General features: G+C 71.1%; 22 protein-coding genes. 13 read left to right on the forward strand and 9 right to left on the reverse strand.

Going from position 1 to position 26,929, the window contains the following annotated elements:
* Positions 1-128 precede the first annotated feature (128 nt).
* The 5 genes from ACFWH5_RS12005 to ACFWH5_RS12025 are packed head-to-tail and all read left to right on the forward strand — an operon-like array spanning position 129 to position 5,942.
* Positions 129-1,280 (forward strand): ABC transporter ATP-binding protein, encoded by a 1,152-nt coding sequence (locus ACFWH5_RS12005; protein ID WP_378834913.1) that lies wholly within the window; start codon positions 129-131, stop codon positions 1,278-1,280.
* A 47-nt stretch (positions 1,281-1,327) separates the two neighbouring features.
* Positions 1,328-2,509, forward strand: coding sequence for an extracellular solute-binding protein (locus tag ACFWH5_RS12010; RefSeq protein WP_378834915.1), 1,182 nt, complete (start codon positions 1,328-1,330; stop codon positions 2,507-2,509).
* Positions 2,502-3,428, forward strand: a complete 927-nt coding sequence (locus ACFWH5_RS12015) for an ABC transporter permease (RefSeq protein ID WP_378834917.1) — start codon at positions 2,502-2,504, stop codon at positions 3,426-3,428. The genes ACFWH5_RS12010 and ACFWH5_RS12015 overlap by 8 nt, the downstream gene beginning before the upstream one ends.
* Entirely contained in the window at positions 3,425-4,285 is an 861-nt protein-coding gene (locus ACFWH5_RS12020) for an ABC transporter permease (RefSeq protein ID WP_378834918.1), read from the forward strand. Before ACFWH5_RS12015 ends, ACFWH5_RS12020 begins: the two co-directional genes overlap by 4 nt.
* A gap of 1 nt (position 4,286) precedes the next feature.
* On the forward strand, positions 4,287-5,942 hold the full coding sequence (locus tag ACFWH5_RS12025; RefSeq protein ID WP_378834919.1) for an amidohydrolase: 1,656 nt from the start codon (positions 4,287-4,289) through the stop codon (positions 5,940-5,942).
* A gap of 72 nt (positions 5,943-6,014) precedes the next feature.
* Here ACFWH5_RS12025 and ACFWH5_RS12030 read toward each other — a convergent pair whose 3' ends face one another.
* Genes ACFWH5_RS12030 through ACFWH5_RS12040 form a run of 3 tightly spaced genes read right to left on the reverse strand, consistent with a single transcriptional unit; the run spans position 6,015 to position 10,309 of the window.
* A complete protein-coding gene (locus ACFWH5_RS12030; RefSeq protein WP_378834921.1) occupies positions 6,015-7,394 on the reverse strand; it encodes an aspartate aminotransferase family protein in 1,380 nt (459 codons plus the stop codon).
* Positions 7,391-8,800, reverse strand: a complete 1,410-nt coding sequence (locus tag ACFWH5_RS12035) for an aspartate aminotransferase family protein (protein WP_378834922.1) — start codon at positions 8,798-8,800, stop codon at positions 7,391-7,393. The genes ACFWH5_RS12030 and ACFWH5_RS12035 overlap by 4 nt, the downstream gene beginning before the upstream one ends.
* Positions 8,801-8,824: 24 nt before the next feature.
* A complete protein-coding gene (locus tag ACFWH5_RS12040; protein ID WP_378834924.1) occupies positions 8,825-10,309 on the reverse strand; it encodes a CoA-acylating methylmalonate-semialdehyde dehydrogenase in 1,485 nt (494 codons plus the stop codon).
* Between the two features lie 178 nt (positions 10,310-10,487).
* Between ACFWH5_RS12040 and ACFWH5_RS12045 the strand changes: the two genes are divergently transcribed.
* The gene (locus tag ACFWH5_RS12045) at positions 10,488-11,954 is read left to right on the forward strand and encodes a PucR family transcriptional regulator ligand-binding domain-containing protein (protein WP_378834925.1); all 1,467 of its coding nucleotides are present in this window, start codon (positions 10,488-10,490) and stop codon (positions 11,952-11,954) included.
* Positions 11,955-11,985: 31 nt separating this feature from the next.
* Here ACFWH5_RS12045 and ACFWH5_RS12050 read toward each other — a convergent pair whose 3' ends face one another.
* From ACFWH5_RS12050 to ACFWH5_RS12060, 3 genes are read right to left on the reverse strand one after another with little or no spacing between them, the layout of a single operon-like run.
* Positions 11,986-12,339, reverse strand: coding sequence for a cupin domain-containing protein (locus ACFWH5_RS12050; RefSeq protein ID WP_378834927.1), 354 nt, complete (start codon positions 12,337-12,339; stop codon positions 11,986-11,988).
* Positions 12,336-13,730 (reverse strand): NAD(P)/FAD-dependent oxidoreductase, encoded by a 1,395-nt coding sequence (locus ACFWH5_RS12055; protein ID WP_378834929.1) that lies wholly within the window; start codon positions 13,728-13,730, stop codon positions 12,336-12,338. Before ACFWH5_RS12055 ends, ACFWH5_RS12050 begins: the two co-directional genes overlap by 4 nt.
* Positions 13,731-13,761: 31 nt before the next feature.
* On the reverse strand, positions 13,762-14,229 hold the full coding sequence (locus tag ACFWH5_RS12060; RefSeq protein WP_378834931.1) for an Lrp/AsnC family transcriptional regulator: 468 nt from the start codon (positions 14,227-14,229) through the stop codon (positions 13,762-13,764).
* A gap of 100 nt (positions 14,230-14,329) precedes the next feature.
* Between ACFWH5_RS12060 and ACFWH5_RS12065 the strand changes: the two genes are divergently transcribed.
* From ACFWH5_RS12065 to ACFWH5_RS12080, 4 genes are all read left to right on the forward strand, one after another.
* Positions 14,330-15,760, forward strand: a complete 1,431-nt coding sequence (locus ACFWH5_RS12065) for a gamma-aminobutyraldehyde dehydrogenase (RefSeq protein ID WP_378834932.1) — start codon at positions 14,330-14,332, stop codon at positions 15,758-15,760.
* 240 nt (positions 15,761-16,000) lie between these two features.
* Positions 16,001-17,134 (forward strand): ROK family transcriptional regulator, encoded by a 1,134-nt coding sequence (locus tag ACFWH5_RS12070; RefSeq protein WP_378834934.1) that lies wholly within the window; start codon positions 16,001-16,003, stop codon positions 17,132-17,134.
* A complete protein-coding gene (locus ACFWH5_RS12075) occupies positions 17,134-18,051 on the forward strand; it encodes a polysaccharide deacetylase family protein (RefSeq protein WP_378834935.1) in 918 nt (305 codons plus the stop codon). The genes ACFWH5_RS12070 and ACFWH5_RS12075 overlap by 1 nt, the downstream gene beginning before the upstream one ends.
* Positions 18,048-19,367, forward strand: coding sequence for an MFS transporter (locus ACFWH5_RS12080; protein ID WP_378834936.1), 1,320 nt, complete (start codon positions 18,048-18,050; stop codon positions 19,365-19,367). Before ACFWH5_RS12075 ends, ACFWH5_RS12080 begins: the two co-directional genes overlap by 4 nt.
* A gap of 6 nt (positions 19,368-19,373) precedes the next feature.
* On the opposite strand, the gene ACFWH5_RS12085 is transcribed toward ACFWH5_RS12080, so the two are convergent.
* From ACFWH5_RS12085 to galT, 3 genes are all read right to left on the reverse strand, one after another.
* Entirely contained in the window at positions 19,374-19,898 is a 525-nt protein-coding gene (locus tag ACFWH5_RS12085; protein ID WP_378834938.1) for a GNAT family N-acetyltransferase, read from the reverse strand.
* A gap of 27 nt (positions 19,899-19,925) precedes the next feature.
* The gene (gene galK, locus ACFWH5_RS12090; RefSeq protein ID WP_378834940.1) at positions 19,926-21,107 is read right to left on the reverse strand and encodes a galactokinase; all 1,182 of its coding nucleotides are present in this window, start codon (positions 21,105-21,107) and stop codon (positions 19,926-19,928) included.
* A gap of 61 nt (positions 21,108-21,168) precedes the next feature.
* Complete coding sequence (gene galT, locus ACFWH5_RS12095; protein ID WP_378834941.1) at positions 21,169-22,404, reverse strand: galactose-1-phosphate uridylyltransferase; 1,236 nt, start codon at positions 22,402-22,404, stop codon at positions 21,169-21,171.
* A 55-nt stretch (positions 22,405-22,459) separates the two neighbouring features.
* Between galT and ACFWH5_RS12100 the strand changes: the two genes are divergently transcribed.
* The 3 genes from ACFWH5_RS12100 (at position 22,460) to ACFWH5_RS12110 (ending at position 26,888) form a co-directional block, all read left to right on the forward strand.
* On the forward strand, positions 22,460-23,437 hold the full coding sequence (locus tag ACFWH5_RS12100) for a LacI family DNA-binding transcriptional regulator (protein ID WP_378834942.1): 978 nt from the start codon (positions 22,460-22,462) through the stop codon (positions 23,435-23,437).
* Between the two features lie 165 nt (positions 23,438-23,602).
* Positions 23,603-25,543 (forward strand): DUF2264 domain-containing protein, encoded by a 1,941-nt coding sequence (locus ACFWH5_RS12105; RefSeq protein ID WP_378834944.1) that lies wholly within the window; start codon positions 23,603-23,605, stop codon positions 25,541-25,543.
* A gap of 61 nt (positions 25,544-25,604) precedes the next feature.
* Positions 25,605-26,888 carry an extracellular solute-binding protein gene (locus ACFWH5_RS12110; protein ID WP_378834945.1) on the forward strand — a complete coding sequence of 428 codons (1,284 nt, stop codon included), beginning with the start codon at positions 25,605-25,607 and terminating at the stop codon, positions 26,886-26,888.
* The last annotated feature ends 41 nt before the right edge of the window (positions 26,889-26,929 follow it).

Here is a 26,929-nt window from a genome sequence, read left to right on the forward strand (position 1 = left end):
TTCGTTGTCGAAAGGAGATCTCACAACGGATCCCGTCGCATTCACGCGAAACTTCTTCGCTTTTCGGTTCCCAACCGGGTCTCCATGTGGTTGACTGTCGGCACGGTAATCCTCGATGCGGAGGTTTCATGCAAGCGGAGGCAACGTCGCCGGACGGCGGCACGCGCACAGGCGGAGTCGAGATCGCAGGGGTCACGAAGACCTATGGCGACGCGACCGCCGTCGACGATCTGTCGCTGTCCGTCCAGCCGGGCGAGTTCCTCTCGCTGCTCGGCCCGTCGGGATGCGGCAAGACGACGACGCTGCGCATGATCGCGGGCTTCGAGCACCCCGACGACGGCGACATCCGCATCTCCGGCCGCAGCGTGCTCGGCCTTCCCCCGCACCGGCGCGAGGTCAACACGGTCTTCCAGGCGTACGCGCTCTTCCCGCACATGACGGTCGCCGAGAACGTCGCATACGGGCTGCAGCAGCGGCGGGTGCCCAAGAGCGAGCAGCGGCAGCGGGTCGCCGAGGCGCTAGACATGGTGCAACTGCGCCGCTTCGCCGACCGCAAGCCCACCCAGCTCTCGGGCGGTCAGCAGCAGCGCATCGCGCTGTCGCGGGCTCTCATCAACCGCCCGAGCGTGCTGCTGCTCGATGAGCCGCTCGCCGCCCTGGACCGCCAGCTGCGCGAGGAGATGCAGGTCGAGCTCAAGCTGCTGCAGGCGCGGCTCGGCACGACCTTCGTGTTCGTCACCCACGATCAGGGCGAGGCGCTGTCGATGAGCGACCGGATCGCGGTGATGCGCAACGGCCGCATCGAACAGCTCGGCGACCCTTCGAGCATTTACGCCGAGCCGGCCTCGGCCTACGTCGCCTCGTTCATCGGACAGCAGAACTTCCTGCACGGCACCGCCGATGAGGCCGATGCCGTGCAGACCACACGGGGCACGTTCGCGGGGCGCTGGGGCGGAGAACGGGTCGCCGCGGGAGCACCTGCGCTCGCGGCGATCCGGCCGGAGTTCATCCGGCTGGAGAGTCCGCACTCCATCGAGACCGGCGTGGACGGGCGCGTGCTCGGCGTCTCGCACCTGGGCGAGACACTGCAGGTGGTGGTCGGGATCGGCGACGGGCAGACCCTGCTCGTGCGCACTCCGGCGCCCACCGCGCCCCGCGTGCGCGAGGACGATCCGGTGCGCTGCGCCTGGTCGCCGGAGCACGTCCGGCTTTTCGCGGCCGAGGGCGTCCCCACCACCGCCACGCACGTCATCGCGCTCCCCGACACGGTGAACGCCTGACCGGAGAACCACCGACCACTGCCCGAAACGCACGAAGGAGTGCACACATGAACGACGCATCCGGCATCCGCATCCTCGCCGACAGCAGCCTCGCACCCGTGCTGCGGCACCAGCTCACCCGCCGCGGATTCATCGGCACCCTCGCGGCGCTGGGCGCCGCGGGAGTCCTCACGGCGTGTTCGCCGGGCGGCGGAGGTCAACCCGCACCGCAGGCCACCGGCGGGACCGTCGAAGACACTCTCTCGGTCTACAGCTGGGGAGAGTACGACGCCCCGGAGGTCGTCGAGGCGTTCACCGACGAGCACGGCACGAAGGTCGTGATGGACACGTTCGCGTCGAACGAGGAGATGATCGCCAAGCTCGTCGCGGCGAAGGGCACGAGCGGTTACGACCTCGTCGTGCCGACCGGCGTGTTCATCCCGCAGATGATCGAGAACGGCCTGCTCGCCAAGCTCAACCTCGACCTGATCCCGAACATCGAGCACATGGACCCGGCGTTCCTCGGCCGCGAGTGGGATCCCGAGAACGAGTACTCCATCTGCAAGGCCTGGGGCACCACGGGATTCGTGTACGACAAGACCGTCATCACGCGCGAGCTGAAGACCTGGAACGACTTCATCGACGCCGCCCAGAACGAGGCCTCGGGCAAGACCTCCGTGCTCGACGACCCGGCGCCGCTCGGCGGCATCTACTACTGGGCCAACGGGATCGACTGGAACACCACCGATCCTGCGGACCTCGACGCGTGCGAGAAGTTCCTCGTCGAGGAGCTCGCGCCGCACATCTCGGCGTTCGACTCCTACCCGGGTGGCAGCGCCATCCCGCAGGCCTCGCACGTGCTCATGCAGGTGTGGAACGGCGACGCCCGCATCGGCATCATGGAATCGCCCGACCCGGAGCGCTGGCAGTGGGTGCTCGGCGCGCCCGACACCGAACTGTGGATGGACAACTGGGCCCTCGCGACCGGTGCACCGCATCCCGAGGCCGCGCACGCCTTCCTGAACTTCATCCTCACCCCCGAGAACCAGCTCGCGCAGGTCGACTACATCGGCTACGACACCGGCGCGAAGGGCATCCGCGAGGCCGCCGAGGAGGCCGGGCTCGAGATGCTCGACATGGTCTTCTTCGACGAGGCGCAGGTGAAGACCATGCACGAGGGCGAGGTCACCGAGGCGCAGGAGCGCATCGTCGAGATCTGGAACAAGACGAAGGCCGCCGCCGGTGCGTAGCCCGCGCTTCGCGCTGGCGCTGCCGGCGTGGGCGTGGCTGCTGATCTTCTTCGTCGCGCCCATCGCGATGGTGGTGTGGTTCAGCTTCGGCTACAAGCCCGGCATCTTCGGCACGCACGCCAACGACCGGCTGTCGTTCGACCGATACCTCGAAGCCCTCTCGCCGACCTTCTTCGCCACGTTCCAGAACACCCTCTGGGTCGGCGTGCTCGGCACGCTGCTGTGCCTGATCATCGGACTGCCGGTCGCCTACTGGATGGCGGTCAAGGCGCCGCCGGAACGCCGGGGGCTGCTGCTCGCGCTCGTGATGGTGCCGTTCTGGACGAACTTCCTGGTGCGCACGCTCGGGTGGCAGGTCGTGCTGGCGCCGGAGGGGTGGCTGTCGTCGCTGCTGCAGGGCGCGGGGCTCACCGATGGGCCGCTCGAGATCCTCTACACGCGCTCGGCCGTGCTCATCGGGGTGGTCTACAACTACCTGCCGCTCATGATCCTGCCGCTGTTCGTCGCCTTCGACCGCGTGACCGCCCCGCTGCGCGAGGCGAGCAACGATCTCGGCGCCGGCCCGGCGTCGACGTTCCTGCGGGTGACGGTGCCGCTCGCCCGGCCGGGCATCATCGCCGGCGTGCTGCTGGTGTTCATCCCGCTCATGGGCGACTACATCACGGCGACCGTGCTCGGCGGCGCCCAGGGCAACATGATCGGGCAGCTCGTCGCGAGTCAGTTCGGCACCGCGCAGAACTGGGCGCTCGGCTCGGCGATGGCGGTGATGCTGATCCTGGTCATCGCCCTGACCGTGGCGGTCGCGGCCGCGGTGCTCTGGCTGGTGTCGCTGCCGTTCCGGATGCGGAGCCGCCTCGTGCTCGGACCCGTGCCGGTGGAGTCCGCCGCCGGCCCCGTCACGAAGGAGGCGGCCGTATGACCGCGCAGTCACGGCGTCGTGCAGGCCGCGCCGGAGACCGGATGCTGACCGTCTGGGCGGTGCTGGTGTTCGCCTTCCTGTTCCTGCCGATCGTGGTCATCATCATCTCGTCGTTCAACTCGGGGCGCCTGCTCGTCGCGTGGGACGGCTTCAGCTTCGCGCCGTTCGCCGCCCTCGTCGAGCGGCCGGTGATCCGCGAGGCCGTCATGGTGTCGCTGCGCACCGGCCTCATCGCCGCGCTGCTGGCATCGCTGCTGGGCACGCTCGCCGGCATCGCGATGGCACGGCGTCCCGGCCGGTGGGCCTGGTGGTTCCTCGGGCTGCTGCTGCTCGTGTCGGTGACGCCCGAGATCGTCGACGCGGTCGCGCTGCTGCCCTGGCTCGTCTTCCTGGGCCAGGACCTGGGCATGGCCCTCTTCAGCGACGGCACCGCGCGACTCGTGATCGGCCACTCGCTGTTCTCGATCGCGATCGTGTCGTACATCGTCAGAGCGCGCCTGGTCGGTCAGGACGCGCGTCTCGAGGAGGCCTCGGCCGACCTCTACGCGACGCCCGCGCGCACGTTCCTGAAGGTCACGCTGCCGCTCGCCATGCCGGCGGTGCTCGCCGGGTTCCTGCTCTCGTTCACCCTGAGCCTGGACAACACGATCGTGTCGGCGTTCGTGCAGGTGTCGGGCACGACGCCGTGGCCGGTGTACGTGCTCAGCTCGCTGCGCAGCGGCCTGCGTCCCGAGATCGCGGCCGTGTCGACCGTCATGCTGGCGCTCACCCTGGTCGCACTCGGGCTGGTCGCCCTCGTCCTCAAGCGCGCTGGAGACTCGGCGTCCCAGATCGCCCGCACCATGGCAGGAGGCTGACATGCCCGCCGATCTCGTCTTCACCGGCGGCGCCCACGGCGGGCGCGTGTTCCTCTCCGACGCGTCGCGCGCCCGCGCCGACGCCGTCGCCGTGCGCGACGGCCGCATCGTCGCGGTCGGTGCGGATGCCGCCGAGCTGATCGGCGCCGGCACCGAGGTCGTCGACCTCGACGGCCGCCTGCTCATTCCCGGGTTCCAGGACGCCCATGTGCACCCGCTGTGGGGCGGACTCGACATGCTGCGCTGCGATCTGGCCGACATCGGCACCCAGGACGAGTACCTGGATCGCATCCGCCGCTATGCGGAAGAGCATCCGCGCGACGAGTGGGTGCTCGGCGGCGGATGGCAAATGTCGGCCTTCCCCGGCGGCACCCCGACGGCCGCCGCGCTCGACACCGCCGTCGCGGACCGGCCGGCCTTCCTGCCCAACCGCGACGGGCACGGCGCGTGGGTGAACAGCCGCGCGCTGGAGCTCGCCGGCATCACCCGCGACACCCCGGACCCGGCGGACGGCCGGATCGAACGCGACGCCGACGGTCACCCCTCCGGCACGCTGCACGAGGGGGCGATGGGGCTCGTGAACCGGCTGCTGCCGCCCGAGCCGCACGCACGCCTGCGTGAAGCGCTCGCCGTCGGGCAGCGGCATCTGCACTCCTTCGGGATCACCGCCTGGCAGGACGCCATCGTGGGCACGCAGTACGGCGACGCCGGTGATCCGCTGCCGGTCTACGTCGCGGCCGCCCGGGCGGGAGAGCTCTCCGCCCGCGTCGTCGGCTCGCTGTGGTGGGACCGAAACAAGGGGCTGGAGCAGATCGACCACCTCGTCGCGATGCGCGCGGCGGGGCGGGCGGGCCGCTTCGCCGCGACGAGCATCAAGATCATGCAGGACGGCGTGGCGGAGAACTTCACCGCGTCGATGCTGGAGCCCTACTGCGACGGACACGGACACCGCACCGACAACTCCGGCATCTCCTTCGTGGAGCCCGAGCTGCTCAAAGAGGCGGCCGCCCGGCTGGACGCCCTCGGGTTCACCCTGCACTTCCACGCCATCGGCGACCGCGCGGTGCGGGAATGCCTCGACGCCGCCGAGGAGGCGCTGCGCCGCAACGGCCCGCGGGGAAACCCGCATCACATCTCGCACATCCAGGTGGTGCACCCCGACGACGTGCCGCGCTTCCGGCGGCTCGGGGTGACCGCCAACATGCAGATGCTGTGGGCGACGCTCGAGCCGCAGATGGTCGAGTTGACCCTGCCGTTCCTCGGCGATGAGCGCTCGAGCTGGCAGTATCCGTTCGGCGACCTGCTTCGCGCCGGCGCCGCGCTCGCCGCCGGCAGCGACTGGTCGGTCTCCACACCCGATCCGATGGCCGCGATCCACACCGCGGTGAACCGGCGCTCCGCCCCGTCGGAGTGGGAGGGCGACTATCCGGCGTTCCTGCCCGAGCAGGCGATCGACCTGGGCACGGCGCTGCAGGCGTACACGGCGGGATCCGCCCGGGTGAACAGCCTGCCCGAGACCGGCAGCATCCGGGTCGGGATGCTCGCCGACCTCGCCCTGCTCGACCGCGATCCCTTCGACGGCCCCGCCGACGAGATCGGCGACACCCGGGTGCTCGGCACGTGGGTCGAGGGCGAGCGGGTCTACGAGGCCGGCTGAGACGCGTCAGACGAGAACCGCCCCGTGGCCTCCGAGGAGGAGGGACGGGGCGGCCTTCGTCGTCCGGACGCCTCAGAGGATGCCGGAGGCCTCGCTCAGCACCCCGCGCAGGATGTCGGCGATCTCGCGGAACTCCGGCTGCCCGATGGTCAGCGGCGGGGCGAGCTGGATGACGGGGTCGCCGCGGTCGTCGGCGCGGCAGTACAGGCCGGCGTCGAACAGCGCCTTCGACAGGAACCCGCGCAGCAGCCGCTCGGACTCATCGGCGTCGAAGGTCTCCCTGGTCGACTTTTCCTTGACGAGCTCGATGCCGAAGAAGTAGCCGTCGCCGCGCACATCGCCCACGATCGGCAGGTCGAGCAGCGTCTCGAGCTCGGCGCGGAACAGGGGAGAGTTCTCGCGCACGTGCGCGTTCAGGCCCTCCTCCTCGAAGATGTCGAGGTTCTCCAGCGCCACGGCCGCCGACACGGGGTGCCCGCCGAACGTGTACCCGTGCGGGAAGAAGGTCTGCCCCTTCGAGAACGGCTCGTAGACGCGGTTCGACACGATCGTCGCCCCGATCGGCGCGTAGCCGCTGGTCATCGCCTTGGCGCAGGTGATCATGTCGGGCACGTATCCGTACCCGTCGCACGCGAACATGTGGCCCAGCCGCCCGAACGCGCAGATCACCTCGTCGGAGACCAGCAGCACGTCGTGCCGATCGCAGATCTCGCGCACCCGCCGGAAGTAGCCGGGAGGGGCAGGGAAGCATCCGCCGGAGTTCTGCACCGGCTCGAGGAAGACGGCGGCCACCGTGTCTGCGCCTTCGAAGAGGATCATCTCCTCGATGCGATCGGCGGCCCAGCGGCCGAACGCCTCGGGGTCGTCGGCGGGTGCGCCCATCTCGGCGGCGCGGTAGAAGTTCGTGTTCGGCACTCGGAAGCCCCCCGGCGTCACGGGTTCGAACATCTCCTTCATCGCCGGGATGCCGGTGATCGCCAGCGCGCCGTGCGGGGTGCCGTGGTAGGCGACCGACCGCGAGATGACCTTGTGCTTGCCCGGCTTGCCGACCAGCCGCCAGTACTGCTTGGCGAGCTTGAAGGCGGTCTCGACGGCCTCACCGCCGCCGGTGCTGAAGAACACCCGGTCGAGGTCGCCGGGGGCGTGATCCGCCAGTCGGTCGGCCAGTTCGATCGCCGACGGGTGCGCGTACGACCACAGCGGGAAGAAGGCCAGTTCCTGGGCCTGCCGGGCTGCGGCCTCGGCGAGACGGCGCCTGCCGTGCCCGGCGTTGACCACGAACAGTCCCGCGAGCCCGTCGATGTATCGGCGGCCGTCGGCATCCCAGATGTGGTGCCCCTCGCCCCTGGTGATGATCGGCACGTGCCCGGCGTGCATCGTGGACTGCCGGGTGAAGTGCATCCACAGGTGATCGGACGCCTGCTGCTGCCACCGCTCGCTCCGCGCGTTCATGCCGTCGTCCTCTCGTCCGCCGCATCCGCGTACTCGTCCGCCACCGACAGGGCCTCGTCGATCGCGCCGAGTCCGCGGACGAGCTCCTCCTCCGAGATCACCAGTGGCGGGGCGATGTGCGTGCGGTTGAAGTGGGTGAACGGCCGCACGCCGGCCTTCTTCGCCGCCGACGCGAACGCGCCCATCGGGGCGGCATCCGGCCCCGAGGCGTTGAACGGCACGAGCGGCTCGCGGGTCTGCCTGTCGCGCACCAGCTCGACGGCCCAGAAGAGCCCGAGGCCGCGCACCTCGCCGACGCTCGGATGCCGGTCGACCCAGGAGCGGATGGTCGGGCCGACGACGCGCTCGCCCAGGTCTCGCACGCGCTCCAGGATGCCGTCCCGTCGGAAGACCTCGAAGGTCGCGACACCCGCCGCGCAGGCGAGGGGGTGGCCGGAGTAGGTGAGTCCGCCGGGGAACGGGACGGTGTCGAAATGGGACGCGACCCGGTCGGAGATCACCACGCCGCCCAGCGGCACATAGCCGGAGTTCACGCCCTTCGCGAAGGTGATCAGGTCGGGTTCGGCGTCGAACGCGTCGATGCCGAACCACTCGCCGAGGCGCCCGAACCCGACCATCACCTCGTCGGCGATGTAGAGGATGCCGTGCCGGTCGCACAGTTCGCGCACACCCTGCAGGTAGCCGGGTGGCGGCGGGATGACTCCGTTGGTGCCGACCACGGTCTCGATGATGATCGCGGCGATCGTCGCCGGGCCCTCGAGCAGGATGGTCTGCTCGAGGTGGGCGAGTGCGCGCTCGGCCTCCTGCTCGGCCGTGTCGGAGTGGAACGGCGAGCGGTACAGGTACGGGCCGAAGAAGCGGACCGCGCCGATGTCGCTCGGATCGTTCGCCCAGCGGCGCGGGTCGCCGGTCAGCGAGATCGCCGTCGACGTCGAGCCGTGGTAGCTGCGGTACATCGACATCACCTTGCGGCGGCCGGTCGACTGCCGGGCCATGCGCACCGCGTACTCGACCGCCTCTGCGCCGCCGTTCGTGAAGAACACCTTCTCGAACCCGTCGGGCGCGACCTCCGTGATGAGCCGGGCGAGCTCGCCGCGCACATCGTTGGCGACAGAGGGCTGGATGGTCGCGAGGCGGCCGGCCTGCCGCTGGATGGCGGCGACCAGGTCGGGATGCTGGTGACCGAGGTTCAGGTTCACCAGCTGACTGGAGAAGTCCAGGTACGCGTTGCCCGCATAGTCCCAGAAGGTCGACCCCTCGCCCGCGGCCACCGGCACCGGGTCGATGAGAGCCTGAGCGCTCCACGAGTGGAAGACGTGCCTGCGGTCGTCGGCCCGCACCTGCGCCTCGGCGTCCGGGGAGGGGAGGGGGTGCGTCATGCCGTGACGGTCGGTGAACTGTGCCATGTCTGTGCTCCTTCGCCGTCGGCGTCAGTGGTTGCTCGGGAAGCCGAGGTCGACCTGGGCGGGGGTGTGGTCGGGCCAGCGCGTGGTGACCACCTTCGAGCGGGTGTAGAAGTGGATCGACTCCGGACCGTAGATGTGCGAGTCGCCGAACAGGGAGTTCTTCCACCCGCCGAACGAGAACGCGCCGACCGGCACCGGGATCGGCACGTTCACGCCCACCATCCCCACCTCGATGTCGAACTCGAACTGCCGGGCCGTGCCGCCGTCACGCGTGAAGATCGCGGTGCCGTTGCCGAACGCGTTGGCGTTGATCAGGTCGACCGCCTCGGCATAGCTGTCCACGCGCACCACGGCCAGCACGGGGCCGAAGATCTCGTCCTCGTAGACCTTCATGCCCGGCCGCACCCGGTCGAGCAGCGAGACGCCGATGAAGAAGCCGTCGCCGTCGAAGCTCTTCGTCGTGCCGTCCACGACGACCGTGGCGCCCTCGGCTTCGGCGCCCGCGACGTACGAGGCGACTCGGTCGCGGTGCTCGCGGGTGATCAGCGGGCCCATCTCGCTCGCGGCATCCGTGCCCGGCCCGATCCGCAGTTCGCCGATACGGGAGCGGATGCCCTCGACGAGGTCATCGGCGATGTCGCCCACCGCCACCAGCACGGACACCGCCATGCACCGCTCTCCGGCGGAACCGTATGCCGCCGAGACGGCGGCGGCGGCCGCGCCGTCGATGTCGGCATCCGGCATGACGACCATGTGGTTCTTCGCTCCGCCCAGCGCCTGCACCCGCTTGCCGTTCGCCGAGGCGCGCTCGTAGATGGACTTCGCGATGGGAGTGGAGCCGACGAAGCTCACGGCAGCGACGTCCTTCGACTCGAGCAGCGTGTCGACGGCCTCCCTGTCGCCGTTCACGACGTTGAGCACGCCGTCGGGCAGACCCGCCTCCTGGAAGGCCTTCGCGAGCCAGATCGCCGCCGACGGGTCCTTCTCACTCGGCTTGAGCACGACGGTGTTCCCGCAGGCGATGGCACTGGCGACCATCCACAGCGGCACCATCACCGGGAAGTTGAACGGCGTGATGGCGGCGACGACGCCCACCGGCTGCTTGACCGAGTGCACGTCGACGCCACGGGCGACCTGCTCGGCGCGCTCGCCCTTCAAGTGGTGCAGCAGGCCGGCGGCGAACTCGACGTTCTCGATGCCGCGCGACACCTCTCCCGCCGCGTCCGACAGCACCTTGCCGTGCTCGCTGGTGACGATCGCGGCGAGCTCGTCCGTCCGCTCGGCGAGGATCTGGCGGAGCCGGAAGAACACGTCGGCGCGCTTGATCAGCGTCGATGACCGCCAGGCGGGCTGCGCCGCCCTCGCCACCTGGATGGCCTGTTCGACCTCGGCGGCCGAGGCGGCGGCGACCTGGCGGTGCGCGTCGCCGGTGGCCGGGTCGTAGACGGGCAGCGTGCGGGCGGCTTCGCCGGCGTCTGCGCCGCCGATGAAGTGTCGGATGGTGGTCACGCGTTCTCCTCCTCGGGTCGGATCGGGCCGCACCGAACAGTCTGACCGAGAGGCGGTCGCGCGGCTTGCTCGCCATGCTTCCAGAGGACAGGATGGATGTATGCCTTCGGACCGTCGGGATTCCGCGTCCGTTCGGACAGATCGTCCGGACAGTTCCGCGCTGCCCCGCGTGCGGGACGTGCTCGACGTCGAGCCGTTGCGTCGTGGGGTGCCGGAGGTGCTCGTCGGCGGTGCCGCACTCGACGCCGCCGTGCGCTGGGTGCACGTCTCCGACAGTGATCGGGTCGCGGCGCTGCTCGATGGCGGGGAGCTCGTGCTGACGACGGCTGCCGGGTGGCCGGGAAGCGCCGAAGCGCTCGGTGCGCTCGCCGCATCCCTGGCCGCGGTCGGCGCCGCCGGTGTCGTGCTCGAGCTGGGTACGCGCTTCGCCGTCGCGCCGCCGGCCTTCGTGGCGGCGTGCCGCCGGCGAGGACTCGCCCTGATCGTGCTCGAGAGCGAGGTGAAGTTCGTCGCCGTCACCGAGGCCGTGCACCGGCGGATCATCGCCGGGCAGCTGGACGCGCTGCAGGAGCGGCAGCGACTGCACGAGCTGTACACCGGGCTCAGCCTGCGCGGGGCCGCCGTGGAGGTCGTCGTGCAGGAGACGGCCCGTGCCCTGCGCGCGCCGGTGGTGCTGGAGGATCTGACCCACGAGCTCGTCGTCGGCGACGCGTTCGACCTCACGGACGCGGACGCGTTCACCGGCTGGATCGACCGCTCTGTGCGCCGGCCGGAGGGATGGACGCGGGTTCCGGTCGCGGCGCGCGGCATCCACTGGGGGGAGCTCGTCGCGCTGCCCGGGCCACCGCACCCCGCCGGACGGGCGACGGTGCTCGAGCAGGCGGCGACGACGCTGGCGCTCTCGCGCCTGGCCGAGCCCTCGGACGTCTGGACCCGACTGCGGGGAGATCTGTTGCTCGGGGCGCTGCTGGGCGAGCGGTTCGTCACCGAGGCGGACATCCAGGCTCGCCTGCAGGCGGCCGGATTCCCGGTGCACCGGCGCGCACTCCACGCCGTGGCCGCGGGCCCCGGGACGCCGCCCGCCGATGCCTGGCTGCCCGAGGCTCTGACCGATCGGCTCGCGGTGCACGGCGGGCGGTGCCTGTCTGCGGTGGTCGGCGCCGAGCGGCTGATGCTGGTCTCGCTGCCCCGAGGGCATCGGCTGCCGGATGCCGCCCTGTCGGGGCTCGGCGCGCTGGCCGTGAGCGATGCGGCCGACTCGGTCGAGGAGCTGCGTGCTGCGCTCACCCTGGTGCGCCGGCTCGCGCGCACCACGAGCGCGGGCGAGCTGCTGCGGGTCGCGGAGCGTCCGCTCGCACGCCTGGCCGCGGAGCTCGGCGGTGACCACAGGCTGCGCGAGCACAGCACGCGGCTGCTGGCGCCGTTGATCCGCCACGACGAGGCCACCGGCGGCGACCTCATCCGGGTGCTGCGCGCCGTGGTCGCGCATCCGGGCAGTCGCACGGCCGCCGCGGGGGCGTCACACCTGTCCCGTTCGGTGTTCTATCAGCGGCTGGCCCTGATCTCCGAACTCACCGGTGCCGACCTCGACGACGGCGAGACGCTCGCGGCGCTGCACCTCGCCGTGCTCGCGCACCGCGATTGACGAGCGCGCCCAGCGCCCGGCGAGACGGAGATCAGCAGGCCAGGTACACCTTGCGCAGGGTCTCGGTCACGGTCCAGACGGTTCGCATACCCGACGCCAGGCGCACGACGGCGCCGGGGCCGATGTCGATGGACGGCAGCTCCGGCGACGCGAAGTCGACCCGGGCGCGGCCTGACAGCACGACGAAAACCTCGTCGCTCTCGACATCCGCGGCGACCCCCGGCGTCATCTCCCACACCCCGATCTCGACACCTCCGAAGACGCCGAGCTCGAAGGCGCCGGCGCGCGGGGCCCCCTTGCGACGCTCCGACGCCGGGAGGGGCTCGTGCGCGAGAGGGATGCCGGCGGCATCCGTCACGGCGCCGGCCCGCGCGATCCCGGTCATGAGTCGAACCCCATCCCGACGGCGTCGAGTGCCTTCAGGAACAGGTTGCGCCGGCCCTGATTGTGATCAGCCCGGTTCATGGCGGCGCGCACGAGGTTCACGCCGATCGCCGCGGCGGGTTCGGGCGGGAAGGGGATCGGGCGGGTGCGCACCATCTCGAGCGCGGTGCGCTCCGTGCGCAGGCCTTCCAGCTCGTCGAGCATGACGTCGGCGGCGAAGCGGGTCGCGCCGACGCCGAGGCCGGTGAAGCCGCTGGCATAGGCGACGCGGCCACGGCGGGCGGTGCCGAAGAACGCGCAGAACCGGCTGCACGAATCGATCGCGCCCGCCCACCGGTGGGTGAACCGCAGTCCCTCGAGCTGCGGGAACGTCGTGAAGAAGTGCGACGCCAGGCGACGGAAGCTCTCGGGCCGCTCCTCGTAGCGCTCGCGCACCTTGCCGCCGAAGTGGTAGATCGCGTCGTACCCGCCGAACAGGATCCGGTCGTCCGCGCTCAGTCGGTAGTAGTGGAACTGGTTGCCGCTGTCGGAAAGACCCTGCCGGTTGCGCCAGCCGATGTCCTCTCGCTGCGCCGCGGTCAGCGGCTCGGTCATCAGCACGTAGTCGTAGACCGGAACGGTCATCAGCCGGTTGCGCGTGAGCAGGGAGGGGAAGGCGTTGGTGGCGAGGGCGACGTGGTCGGCGACGACCGAGCCCCGCTCGGTGCTCACCGTCTGGGTGCCGGTGCCCGAGACCCCGGTGACCCGGGTGCGCTCGAAGATCTGCACGCCGAGTTCGGTCGCGACGCGGGCCAGCTCGAGTGCGAGCTTCGCCGGATGCACCATGGCGCACCCGTCGCGATCCCATGAGCCGGCGAGGTAGGTGGGCGAGGCCACCTCGGCCTGCACGGCGGCCTGATCGAGGAAGCTCTCGCCCTGCATCCACTCGACTTCGTGGGGCTCGACGGCGACGGCCAGCTGCCCGGTGCGCTCCCACTCGACGTCCATCCCGTAGCGCTCGACCGTGCGCTGGATGCCGTCGAGGTTCTCGAGCCCCAGCCGCTCGAGCTGCGCCATCTCCCGGGGCCACCGGTTCATGCCGTTCTCGCGGCCGTGGGTGAGGCTGGCCTCGCAGAATCCGCCGTTGCGACCGGATGCCGCCCAGCCCACCCTGTTGGCCTCGATCAGCACGACGCTGCGCTGCGGGTCGCGCTCCTTCGCGCGGACGGCGGTCCACAGCCCGGCGTACCCGCCGCCGACGACGACGAGATCGGCGCGGACCTCGCCGGTCAGCTCCGGGTGGGCGGTGCGCTCGAGCTCGTCGAGCCAGAACACGCCGTGCCGCGTGTCGCGCAGCGCGTGGTCCACGACTGCCGCGGCGGGGCGGAGCCGTTCGAAGACGGTTGTTCCCATGAGTGTCGCTCCGTTGCGAACGGTCACACGCTCAGCGCGTTCCCCAGTTGTAGAAGTCTTTGTGCAGCCCGGCGTAGAGGAAGCACTCGGTGTGCACCACGCCGGGGATGGTGCGCACCCGCGTGGAGACCAGGTCCAGTAGATCCTCGTCGCTCTCGCAGATCGCCTCGGCCAGCACGTCGTACGCGCCGAGCGTCACGACGACGTACGCGATCTCGTCGTACGCCTTGACGGCCTCCGCGACCTCGCGCGGATCGCCCTGCACCCGGATGCCGATCATCGCCATCCGCGAGAAGCCCAGCTGGCGCGGGTCGGTCACCGCGACGATCTGCATGATGCCCGACTCGGTGAGGCGCTGCACACGCTGGCGGACCGCCGCCTCGCTCAGGCCGACCGCGCGACCGATCTCGGCGTACGGGCGGCGGCCGTCCTGCTGCAGCAGTTCGATGATGCGCTTGGACACATCGTCGAGCACGGGAGCCTTCGTCTTGTCGGTCATGTGTCGATTCTGTCAATAGGGCGCACCTCTGGCAACTGAATTCGCAGAGTTTCTATCAGAACACTGCCGAATTCGTAGCAGAGCGGCTATCGTGTCGCGCATGCAGACCACGTTGCAGAACCACATCGCCGGGGCGTCGTGCGACGCCGCAGGCACGGGACGACGCGCACTGATCGATCCGGTCACCGAGGAGGTGCACGGCAGCATCCCGATCTCGGACAGCACCGACGTGGACGCCGCGTATGAGGCGGCGACCGCCGCCTTCCCCATCTGGCGTGACACGACTCCCGCCGAGCGGCAGTTGGCGCTGTTCCGCATCGCCGACGCGATGGCCGAGCGCGCCGAGGAGTTCGCCGATCTGGAATCGCAGGACACCGGCAAGCCCCGCGCGACACTCGTCGCCGACGAGATCGACCAGTCCGTCGACCAGCTGCGCTTCTTCGCCGGCGCCGCGAGAAGTCTCGAGGGCCGCGCGGCGGCCGAGTACCTCGCCGGGCACACCTCGTTCGTGCGCCGCGAGCCGATCGGGGTCATCGGCCAGGTCACACCGTGGAACTATCCCCTGAACATGGCGGTGTGGAAGATCGCTCCTGCGCTCGCCGCCGGCAACACCGTGGTGCTCAAACCCGCCGAGACGACCCCGCGCTCCACGCTGCTGCTCGCCGAGGTCGTGGCGCAGCACACGCCGGCCGGAGCGCTCAACGTCGTCCTCGGCGATCGCGAGACGGGTGCCGCGCTCATCGCGCACCCGGCCGCGCAGATGGTCGCGATCACCGGATCGGTGCGCGCCGGGATGGCGGTCGCCCGGTCGGCGGCATCCGATCTCAAACGGGTCCATCTCGAACTGGGCGGCAAGGCTCCGGCGGTCGTCCTCGGCGACGCGCCGCTCGAGAAGGCGGCGGAGGGCATCGTCGCTGCGGCGTTCTTCAACGCGGGTCAGGACTGCACGGCGGCCACCAGAGTGATCGTGCACGCCGCGGTGCACGACGATCTCGTGCGCGCGCTCGTCGACCGTACACGGACGCACGCTCGCACCGGCGGTCCGCACGAGGAGGGCGTCTTCTTCGGGCCACTGAACAGCGCGGCGCAGCTCGCCCAGGTGCAGGGCTTCGTCGATCGCCTGCCCGCGCACGCACGGGTGGAGACCGGCGGGCACCGTCACGGCGACCGCGGGTACTTCTTCGAGCCGACCATCGTGTCGGGGATGCGGCAGGACGACGAAGCCGTGCAGAACGAGGTGTTCGGGCCCGTGCTGACCGTGCAGGCGTTCGAGACCGACGACGAGGCGCTCGCCCTGGCGAACGGCGTGCGGTACGCGCTGGCCGCGTCGGTCTGGACGCGGGATCACACCAGGGCGATGCGTTTCACCCGCGAGCTCGACTTCGGCTGCGTCTGGGTGAACACCCACATGCCGTTCGTGTCGGACATGCCGCACGGCGGCTTCAAGCACTCCGGCTACGGCAAGGACCTCTCGCAGTACGGCTTCGACGACTACACCCGCGTGAAACACGTCATGACCGCCCTCGGCTGAGGTGCGGCCGCGCCCACTTATCCGCGGTGCTGCAACCCGCCCACATGTCACACTTTTCTGCGAATGGCGCTCCGATAGACGTGACACATGCTGAAAAGTGTGACATCGGGGAGGGCTGGGCGACCGAGCAGCGCCTTGCCCTCCTCGTAACCGGCGGCGGACTGCAGGCCTCGACACGTGCGCCCTCGACACGTGTGACGCGAAATGCCATACTGGCCCGATCGACGCGCAAGGAACACCGTGACACGACCGCTGGCCGGACCGCAGACCCTGCTGCGATCGCTCAACGCGAGGGCGCTCCTGGAGGCTCTCGCTCGGCGCGGCCGCTTGACCCGCGCCGAGCTGATGCAGGAGACGGGGCTGTCGCGGACCGCCGTCACGCAGGTGCTGCGGATGCTCGAAGCCGCAGACTTCGTCGTACCGGCAGGAGAGGACCGCGCGACGAAAGGACCGGCGGCGACCCGTGTGTCGCTGCACCCGCACCTCGGCTTCGCCGCCGCCGTTCATCTCGACCACCACACCGCGCACGTCGTGATCGTCGATCCGTCCGGCAAGGTGCGAGCGCAGGACAGCGCGCCGGTGCCGACCGGTCGCGAGCGCGCGGACGCGATCGCCGGGCTGATCGACGGCTGCCGCCGGTCGGCGCCGTTGCACGCGGTGATCGTCGGCGCCCCTGGCGTCGTCACCGCCGACGGGCAGGTGCGCGACGATCTGGGACCGGACGGCGGCGCCCTGCGGCAGACACTCGGCGACCTGCTCGGCTGCCCGGTGCGCATCGAGAACGACGTGAACCTCGCCGCGCTCGCCGAGCTGTCCGGCCCGGTCGGCGATGACACCACGAGTTTCGCGCTGCTCACCGTGCTGGACGACGGGATGGGCGCCGGCATCGTCATCGACGGAGTGCTGCATCGCGGTGCCTCCGGCTTGGCGGGCGAGGTGCAGTACGTGCCGCAGACGCCATTGCCGGTCGGCGCCCCGGTGCTGAACGACGAGGTGATCGCCGACCTCGCGCTCGCCCACGGCAGTGACCCCGCACGGGGTCTGAGCGGCCAGCTCGCCGCGGCGGAGGACGGCGATCCCGCGGCGGGCGAGGTGGTGGCCGAGGTCGCCAGACGCATCGTCCTCACCTGCGGCACCATCGCGCTCGTGCTCGATCCCGAGGTGTTCGTGCTCGCCGGCGCGGCGACGCACCCGCAGCTGGCCGGAGCGGTGCGGAAAGTGGCCGCCGAGTTCGCCGACCGCCTGCCGCTGCGATTCACGACCGCGGCGTTCGGCACGGAGGCGCCCCTGGTCGGCGCGATCAGCCAGGCGGCAGCCGCCCTGCGCTCGACGCTGTTCGGCCGTGCGCTGTCCCCCGAGGGCAGGAGACGCTGATGCTCACCACCCGGCTGGGTCTCGCCGAGGAGACCAGGGCGATCATCCTGAACGCCGACGACTTCGGCATGTGCCATGCGGCCAACCAGGCGATCGCGGCGCTGTCGGATGCCGGTCGGATCGACTCCGCCACCGTCATGGTGCCGTGCCCGTGGTCGCCGGAGGCGCTCGCCTTCGCGGCGGCCCGCACCGATCTCGACGTGGGCGTGCATCTCGTGCTCACCAGCGAGTGGACCGCCTACCGATGGCGTCCGCTCACCACCGGTGCGAAGCTGAGCGACCCCGGCGGGTTCTTCCCCAGCACGGTGCGCGCCGTGGAAGAGCAGGCCGATGCCCGTGAGGTGGCGGCAGAGCTCGCCGCCCAGCTGGACGCGGCGCTCGCCGCCGGCGTCGACGTCACTCATCTCGACAACCACATGGGGTCCGTCTACGGTCTCGAGACCGGGCGCGATCTCCTCCCGGCCGTGCTGGATCTCGCCGCGCGGCACGGCCTGCCGTTCCGGCTGCCGCGGCATCCCGACGGCGTGCCGCTGGACGCGGATCAGCTGCGGCGCTTCGGCGAGGCCGTCGCCGCCGCGGATGCCGCGGGCATCGTCATCCCCGACCGATTGTGGACGCACCCGTTCGAGCTCGCGGCGGAGGGCACCGCGCAGGAGGAGACCTACGAGCAGGTGCGCGACGGTTTCCTCGCCCTACTGCGCCGGGTGCCGGCCGGCGTGACCGAGCTCTACCTGCATCCCATGGTCGACGGCGACGAGTTGCGCGGCGCGGTCGATTACGCCGCCGCCAAGCGCGGATACGAGTTGCGACTGCTGAACGACCCCGTGGTCGAGCAGGCGATCGCCGACGAGGGTCTCGTGCGGCTGGGATGGCGTGCGCTGCGCGATCTGCAGCGCGGATCGGAGGTGCGAGCGTGACGCTCTCCGGCATCCGCGAGCGCCGCCTCGACGGCGCCCCCAGCCGCGCCCGCTCGATCGCCTTCGGAGCGTCCGGGTTCCCCATCCAGCTGATGGCCCAGACGTTCTCGGCCTTCGCGGTGTACTTCTACGTCGCGCAGCTCGGCGTGCCGGCTGACGCGGTCGCCGCGGCGATGATCGCGCACGGCGTCCTGAACGCCGCGCTCAATCCGCTCGTGGGGGCGCTCTCCGACCGGCTGCGCTCGCCGTGGGGCCGGCGCATCCCGTGGATCGGCCTCGGTCTGGTCCCGCTGGCGGTGGCGTTCGCCCTGATCTGGATGCCGCCGGCGCTGCCGGTTCCGGCACTGATCGCCTGGTTCCTCGTCGTCGTCGCCGTCTACGACATCGCGTTCGTGGTGGTCGTGCTGAACATCTCCGCACTGTTCCCCGAGATGTTCCGCACGACGGAGGAGAGGGCGCGCGGCAACGTGCCGCGGCAGATCTTCGCGATCGTCGGCATGGTGCTCGGCACCGCGGGGGCGCCGCTGCTGTACGGCACGATCGGGTGGCCGGGGATGGCGATCTCGCTCGCTGCGGTGTGCCTGGCCCTGCTGATCTGGTCGTTCGCCGGCGGCATGGTGGAGCGCCGTGGCGCGCCGGTGCTCGCGCAGCCGATGCCGTGGCTCGACCAGCTGCGTCACACGTTCGCCAACCGCGCCTTCGTGCCGTACGTGCTCGGCTCGCTGCTCGTGCAGAGCGCGATCGCGGTGATCCTGGCGGCCATCCCGTTCTACGTGGAGTTCTCGCTGCTGGCCGACGAGACCAGCGGCAGCATCCTGCTCGGTGCGGTGTTCGTCACCGCGATCCCCTCGATCGTGCTGTGGAGCGCCGTGGTGCGCCGCACGACGCCGCGCACCGCGCTGCTGTGGTCGGTCGCGGCGTTCGGCGTCGCGGTGGTGGGGTATCTGCTGCCCGGCGACGTGCTCGGCGCGGCGCTCGTGGGCGTGGGTGTCGGGGTGGGCGTGGGTGGGCTGCTGCAGCTGCTCGAGGTGGTGCTCGCGCAGATCATCGACCAGGATGCCGCGCACACCGGTCACCGCCGCGAGGGCGTGTACTTCGGGGTGAACGGCTTCGTGGTGCGCGGCTCGGTCGTGCTGCAGGCCGTCGTCGCCGCCGGGGTGCTGAACGCGAGCGGCTTCGACGCGGCGCTCGGCGACGCCCAGCCCGGCTCGGTGGACATCGGCATCCGGGTCATGCTCGGGATCGTGCCGTTCGGTCTCGCCGCGCTCGCCTGGCTGTGCTTCTGGCTGTACCCCATCCGCACGCGCGATCTGTGAGACGGTTCAGCCGAGCCGCTTGACGTGCCGCCGCTCGTCGAGCACCAGGCCGGGCCGCTTCTCGACCTTCGCGCCGCCGTCGGCGTGCCAGCCGTGCCGCTCGTAGAACCGCGACGCGCGTTCGTTGCCGGCCAGCACCCACAGGTAGGCGATCTCATGCCCCTCGGCGCGCAGCGCCTCCTCGACCCCGACCAGCAGCGTGTGACCGACCCCGGTCGACCAGGCATCGGGATGGGCGTAGATGCCCCACAGCTCGGCCGAGCCCGGGGCATCCGCATCGCGCGCGGCGCCGAACCCTGCCCAGCCCGCGATCGCGCCGTCGCGCTCCACCACCAACGTGAGTGAGCGGCGCTCCGGGTCGTCGAGGATCTTCTTCCATCCGGCCTCGCGGTCGGGGATCGACAGGCCGTCGAGCACATCCTGCGGCATGAGGCCGCGGTACGCCTTCTGCCAGCCGCGCACGTGCACCACGGCGATGCCGTGCGCGTCGCGCGGTTCGGCCGTCCTCAGCAGCATCTCGCCCCTCAGCATCCGATCATTCTGCCCGAGGCGAGCGCCTCACACGTCGCGGCGCGGTCCCTCCGACGGGGTGACCGTGAAGATGTGCGGGGCGGTGAAGCCGGCATCGACGAAGACGCGCTCGACGGCATCCGCGACGGCGGCGACCTGCGTGCGTTCGACGAGGGCGATCGCCGCGCCCCCGAATCCGCCGCCGGTCATCCGCGCGCCGATGGCGCCGGCCGCGAGAGCAGCGTCGACGGCGGCGTCCAGCTCGGCGACCGAGATCTCGAAATCGTCGCGCATCGAGGCGTGCGATGCCACGAGCAGCTGGCCGATACCGTGCGGTCCCTCGGCCTCGAGCACCGCGACGGTGTCGAGGACGCGCTGGTTCTCGGTGATCACGTGACGCACCCGGCGGAATGTGGTGTCGTCCATGAGCGCGGCCGCGCGGGGCAGGTCGGCGGTGGTCGCGTCGCGCAGCGACCGGATGCCGAGCAGGCCGGCCCCTCGCTCGCAGGCCTCCCGTCGCTCGCGGTACCCGCCGGTGGAGTGCGCGTGCTTCACCCGGGTGTCGATCACCAGCAGCTCGAGACCCGCGGCCTCGAATCCGGTGGGGATGGAACGGGTCTCGAGCGTGCGGCAGTCGAGGAAGGTGGCGGCGTCCGCGCGGCCGAGCGTCGACGCCATCTGGTCCATGATGCCGGTGGGGGCGCCGACGGCCTCGTTCTCGGCGCGCCGCCCGGCCTGCGCGAGTGTGACCGGGTCGATGCCGAGCGCCCACAGCTCGGCGAGCGCAGCCGCCACGGCGCCCTCGATCGCCGCGGACGATGACAGCCCGGCACCGACCGGCACATCCGAGGCGATGGCGATGTCCACGCCGAACATCGTCCTGTCCGCGCGCAGCGCGCGGAGTGCCCACGCCACGCCCAGCGGGTAGGCCGACCACTCCGGCACGGCGGGCGCGCTGCCGGAGGCGGTGGGGAACAGCGTCTCCAGGTCGCGCAGGGAGACCTCGACGGGCTGCTCGGCGAAGGTCGAGGCCACTCGGATGCGGTCGTCATCGCGTGCCGCGGCGGCGGCGAAGGTGCGGTGCGGGATGGCGAACGGCAGCACGAAACCCTCGTTGTAGTCGGTGTGCTCGCCGATGAGATTCACCCGCCCCGGCGCCGACCAGACGCCGTCGGGCTCTCGGTCGGTGAGGTCGGCGAACAGGCCGCGGGCGTCGTGCAGGGCGGTCATGGTGTCTCCCGGATCGGGTCGGAGGTCGCGCTTCTTCGCAGATCTGCGGGTCGAAGGCGGGTCAGGGCGCGGGGACGGATTCGACGGCGGCGCGCAGGCGCTCTGCGGCCGTCTCGGGCAGGATCTCGGCGGTCCAGGCGTGCATCGCCGACTCGGATCCGGCCAGGAACTTCAGCTTGTCGGCGGCGCGTCGGGGGCTGGTCAGCTCCAGTCGCAGTCGCACGCTGCCTCGTCCGACGTGCACCGGCGCCTGGTGCCATGCGGCGATGTACGGCGTCGGGGCGGTCACGAGCGCCGATGCTTCTGCCTGCCCGACGCCGGCGGACGGGGTGCGCTCGGGGGCGTACAGGGCATCGACCCCCCGCAGCAGACGCAGGTACACCGGCGCGAGCTCGTCGCGTTCGGCGTCGTTCAGCGCGGCGAGGTCGGGCACATGGCGGTGGGGCATCAGCTGCACCTCGAGCGGCCAGCGCGCCGCGAAGGGCACGAAGGCGGTCCAGTGCTCGCCGCTGAGCACGACCCGCTCGGAGGCCTGCTCGAACTCCAGCACACGGGCGAACAGGTCGGGTGCGGTGCGGCCGATGCTGTCGAGCAGCCGCTGGGTGCGCGGGGTGACGTACGGATAGGCGTAGATCTGGCCGTGCGGGTGGGGCAGGGTGACGCCGATCGCCTCTCCGCGATTCTCGAACGGGAAGACCTGTTCGATCCCGGGAAGCGCCGACAGGGCGGCGGTGCGGTCGGCCCACGCCTCGATCACGGTGCGTGCCCTGGTGACCGACTGCGTGCCGAACGAACCGGAGTGTTCGGGGCTGAAGCAGACCACCTCGCAACGGCCGATGCTCGTACGGGTGCGGCCGAGGTCCAGGTGAGCGAGGTCATCGAGATCGCGGGGCGGATCGGATGCTTCGGGGGCACCGCCGGTCGCCTCGGTCAGCGCCGGACCGAACGACGGGGAGCGGTTCTCGAAGACCGCGACGTCGTAGCGCGACGGGATCTCGGAGGGGTTGGACGGCGTCTGGGGTGCGAGGGGGTCGGCGTCGGCACTGGGCAGCATCACCCGGTTCTGCCGTCGGGTGGCGAAGGTGATCCAATCGCCGCTGAGCACGTCCTGTCGCATGGTGGCGGTGTCGGGCCGAGCATCGAGCGCCCGCACATCCACCCGTCGCTCGGGGCCGAGGGAGGTTCCGGGGTCGTCGTAGTAGAACAGCTCGCGACCGTCGGCCAGCGTGCCGCTGCGCTTGACCACGCCTGCCCCTAGCTCTTCGGCGGACAGCGCAGCAGACTCGTCGATGTTCACGTAAACACAGTAGCGCGAGGCCGTGATAACGTCAACATGCGAACGGAGGGTGCGGATGCCGCAGGCGAGACGGGTGTCGATGGCGATGGTCGCCGAGCGGGCCGGGGTGTCGGGGCAGACCGTCTCTCGGGTGGCGAACGACAGCCCGCGGGTCGACCCGGAGACGAGGCGCCGGGTCGAGCAGGTCATGGCCGAACTCGGCTACCGCCCGAACCGGGCAGCCCGTGCGCTGCGCACCGGCCGCACGCGCACGATCGGGCTGGTCGCACAGACGCTCGCCACGGTGGGCAACTCGCGCATGCTGCAGTCGGTGGCCGAAGCGGCGGCATCCCGCGGTTACGCCCTCACCGTAGTCACCCTCGGGGAGGACGGCGACATCGCCGGCGCCTTCGACAGGCTGCACGACCAGGGAGTCGACGGGGCGATCGTGCTGAACGAGGCGAGCGCGCTGGCGCGCGAGGATGCATCATCGACCGGGCTGCATCTCGTCGTCGTGGACTCTCCACCCGACGAGCGCTTCACCGTGATCGCGACCGATCACGCCGAAGGCGCGCGCCGCGCCGTGCGGCACCTGCTCGCGCGAGGCCATCGCACCGTGCACCACGTCGCGGGCCCCGCCGCATCCTACGCCGCTGACGAGCGGGAGCGGGGCTGGCGGCAGGCGCTCGATGAGGCGGGGATCGCCGCGCCGGAGCCGTTGCGCGGTGACTGGTCCGCGGCGGCGGGAGAGGTGTGCGGCGAACGTCTGCCGCCGGAGGCGACGGCGGTGTTCGTCGCGAACGATCAGATGGCGCTGGGCGTGTTGCGCTCTCTGGCGTCCGCAGGCCGGCGTGTTCCCGAGGACGTCGCGGTGGTCGGATTCGACGACGTCGCGGATGCCGCCCAGTACCGCCCCGCTCTGACCACCCTGCGTCAGGATTTCGACGCCCTGGGCGAGCGGGCGCTCCGTCTGCTCATCGCCCTGATCGAAGACCGGGACGAGCACGCCGATGAGCGCCTCGCGCCGGCCCTCGTGCTGCGGGAGAGCGCCTGACGAGAGAGCGCCCGGTCCAGAAACGGCGTGAGCGGCCGCAGACGCGAATCGATCATAAACGTTCACGGTAGAACATAAATCTCCTTGAATGGAACACATTCCGTTGCTAATCTCCTGAATCAGTCACCTCGTCCGGTGACCGCTCACACGCTCAAAGGGGACCCAGTGATCAGGCCGACCTCGCCCAGCCCTCTGCGCAGCGGATCGCGCGATGCGCTGATCGCGCACGCGGATCGGCTGCTGCGCGGAGCCGCTGCCTGGGCGTCGCCGAGCTTCGCCCGGATCACCCCGCCCGGCGCCCCGGGCGGATACGGCACCGAGGTGGACGGTCTGGAGGGATTCGCGCGCACCTTCCTGCTGGCGGGGTTCCGCATCGCCGGCGCCCGCGGCCACGGCGTCGACTCGCTGATCGCCGATTACACCCGCGGCATCACCGCGGGCGTCGACCCTGAGGCCCCCGATCGGTGGGTGCGGCTGGACGAGCACCCGCAGGCCAAGGTCGAGGCGGCATCCATCGCCCTCATCCTCGACATGACCCGCCCCTGGATCTGGGACCGCCTCGACGCCGGCACGCAGCAGCGGGTGATCGACTACCTCGCCCCCGCCGTCGGCGACGACACCTACCCGCGCAACAACTGGCTCTGGTTCCGCCTCGTCGTGCAGACCTTCCTGCGCTCGGTGGGCGGGCCCTGGTCGCCCGACGACGTCGCCGCCGATCTCGCCCTGCACGAGTCGTTCGTGCGCCCTGGTGGCTGGTACTCCGACGGCGACGAGCGCGCGTACGACCACTACGTCGGCTGGGCGCTGCACCTTTACCCCGTGCTGTGGTCACGGATGCAGGGGGCGGACGACCTCGGTGCCGCTGAGCGGATCGAGCGCGACATCGCCGCACTGGACCGTTACCTGCAGGATGCGGTGCACCTGGTGGGCGGCGACGGCGCCCCTCTGTTCCAGGGCCGCAGCCTCATCTACCGCTTCGCGGCCGCCGCGCCCTTCTGGGCGGGGGCGATCGCCGAGGTGCCCTCCACCCCAGTCGGGGTGCTGCGCACATGCGCCACCGCGATCGCGGCGCACTTCGACGAGCACGGCGCGCCGGACGAGCAGGACCTGCTGACCATGGGCTGGTTCGGGCCCTGGCGGCGGCTCGCGCAGAACTACTCCGGTCCCGCATCGCCGTACTGGGCCGCGAAGGGCATGCTCGGCATCGCGCTGCCCGCCGATCACCCGGTCTGGGCCGCGGCGGAGGCACCGCTGCCGACGGCGGTCGCCGACGGGCTGCGCGTTGTCGAGGCGGCCGGCTGGATCGTGTCCGGCACCGCCGACGACGGCATCGTGCGTGTCGTCAATCACGGCACCGACCACGCCCTGCCCGGCGCCCTCGTCGGCGACTCGCCGCTGTACGCCCGGCTGGGATACTCCACCGCCACCGCGCCGCTGCACAACGGCGACGCCTGGGCTGAGCCGCTCGAGCAGTCGGTCGCCCTGATCGACGCGCGCGGCCGGGCGACCCATCGCGCGGGGATGACGCTGCGGCGCGCCGGCAGGGAAGGACGCATCGCCGTCGCGGGTTCGTCGGCGCGGGCGCACTGGATCGAGCCGGATGCCGTGCAGACGCGGCACGGCTCGGGCATCACCGGTCACGTCGACATCGCCGGCGATGTCACCACCTGGTCGATCGTGCGCGGTGCGTGGGAGGTGCGTGTCGTCGTCATCCACGGCGTCGAGGACGGGGCCGCACCGGTGCAGCTGCGCATCGGCGGGTGGCCCGTCGCCGGCGAAACCGTCGAGGATGACAGCACGGATGCCGTCGGCCGCGCCCGTGCGGGCCGCGTGGTGTCCAGCATCCTGCCGCTGACGCCCGGCGGGGCGACCGGGCTCGAGAAGCGCGAGCACGCCAGCCCGCTGGGGCCGATCGCCGCGGTTCCGGTCGTGCGCTACCCGGTCGCCGCAGGCGTGCCGAGGGCGGTCGCGGTGCACCTGGGAAGGTCGTCCCCGTCGGCCGCACCCGCCGTGGAGCTCGACGGCGACGCGGTCGCCGTCACCTGGCCCGACGGCATCCGCACGGTCACGAGTCTCGAATCCGAAGAACGCCGGACGGCATCCTGAGCCGCCCGAACACCCGAACCCCCATCGCGGGCCATCCGCAATCGCAAAGGAGCACCACAGCATGAACCGCAAGATCCTCGCCGCCGGCAGCATCGCCGCCGTCGCGGCGCTCGCCCTGGCCGGCTGCAGCAGCGACGGCGGCGACGCTCCGTCGGAGCCCTCCGGACCCGTCACCCTGACCCTCTCCGGGTGGAGCATCGACACCACGCCCGAGTTCCAGGCGCTCGCAGACGCCTTCCACGAGAAGAACCCCGACGTCACCATCACGCTCAAGGAGTACGACGCCGCGGAGTACAACACCCTGGTCACCGCCGACCTGGCCGCCGGTTCGGGTCCGGACATCATCACCCAGAAGGAGGTCAAGTACCTCACCACCTTCCAGGAGGGCGGCCAGCTGCTCGACGTCTCCGACGTGAAGGTTCCCGAGGGCATCGGCGGCGCCGACTCGTACAAGGTCGACGACACCGCCTACGCCGTGCCGTACCGCCAGGACTCCTGGGTGCTGTACTACAACAAGGCGCTGTTCGACGCGGCCGGTGTGGACTACCCCGACGGCAGCTGGACGTGGGACGACTATGCCGACGCCGCGACGAAGCTGACCTCGGGTGACGTCAAGGGCGCGTACCTGCACCGCTGGCAGTCGGTGGTGCAGGGCTTCGCGAACGCGCAGAGCGACGTCAGCGCGCTCGACGGCGACTACAGCCACATGAAGGACTACTACGACCTCGCGCTGAAGCTCCAGGACGAGGGCGCGCAGGTCGACTTCAACACCTCCAGTGCCAACCAGCTCACCTATCAGGGAGAGTTCGGTACGCAGAAGGCGGCCATGATGCCCATGGGCACCTGGTACACCGCCACCCTGATCGCCCAGCAGGCGTCCGGCGAGGCGGACGACTTCGAGTGGGGCATCGCTCCCGCGCCGCAGCGGGACTCGTCGACGACCGGTACCGACAGCACTCCGGTGACCTTCGGAGACCCGACCGGTTTCGGCATCAACGCCGCGCTCAGCGGCGACAAGGCGGCCGCCGCCAAGCAGTTCCTCGAGTTCGCCGCCAGCGAGGAGGCCGCCACGGTGCTGGCGGGCATCGGCATCACCCCTGCGCTGACGAACGACGCGGTCACCGAGGTCTACTTCGGCGTCGAGGGTGCGCCGACCGACGACCTGTCGAAGTTCGCCTGGTCGACGCACGAGGTGCTCGCCGAGAACCCCACCTCGAGCAAGACGGCCGCGATCCAGGGGATCCTGGGCGACATGCACACCGCGATCATGTCCGGCTCGACGGACGTCGATGACGCTCTCCAGGAGGCGCAGGACCGCGTCGCCAACGAGGTCGGTCTGGACTGATCCCCCCGGGGCCGGTCCGCGAGGGCCGGCCCCCCACATCC

Source organism: Microbacterium sp. NPDC058345, assembly GCF_042723855.1.
GTDB lineage: Bacteria > Actinomycetota > Actinomycetes > Actinomycetales > Microbacteriaceae > Microbacterium.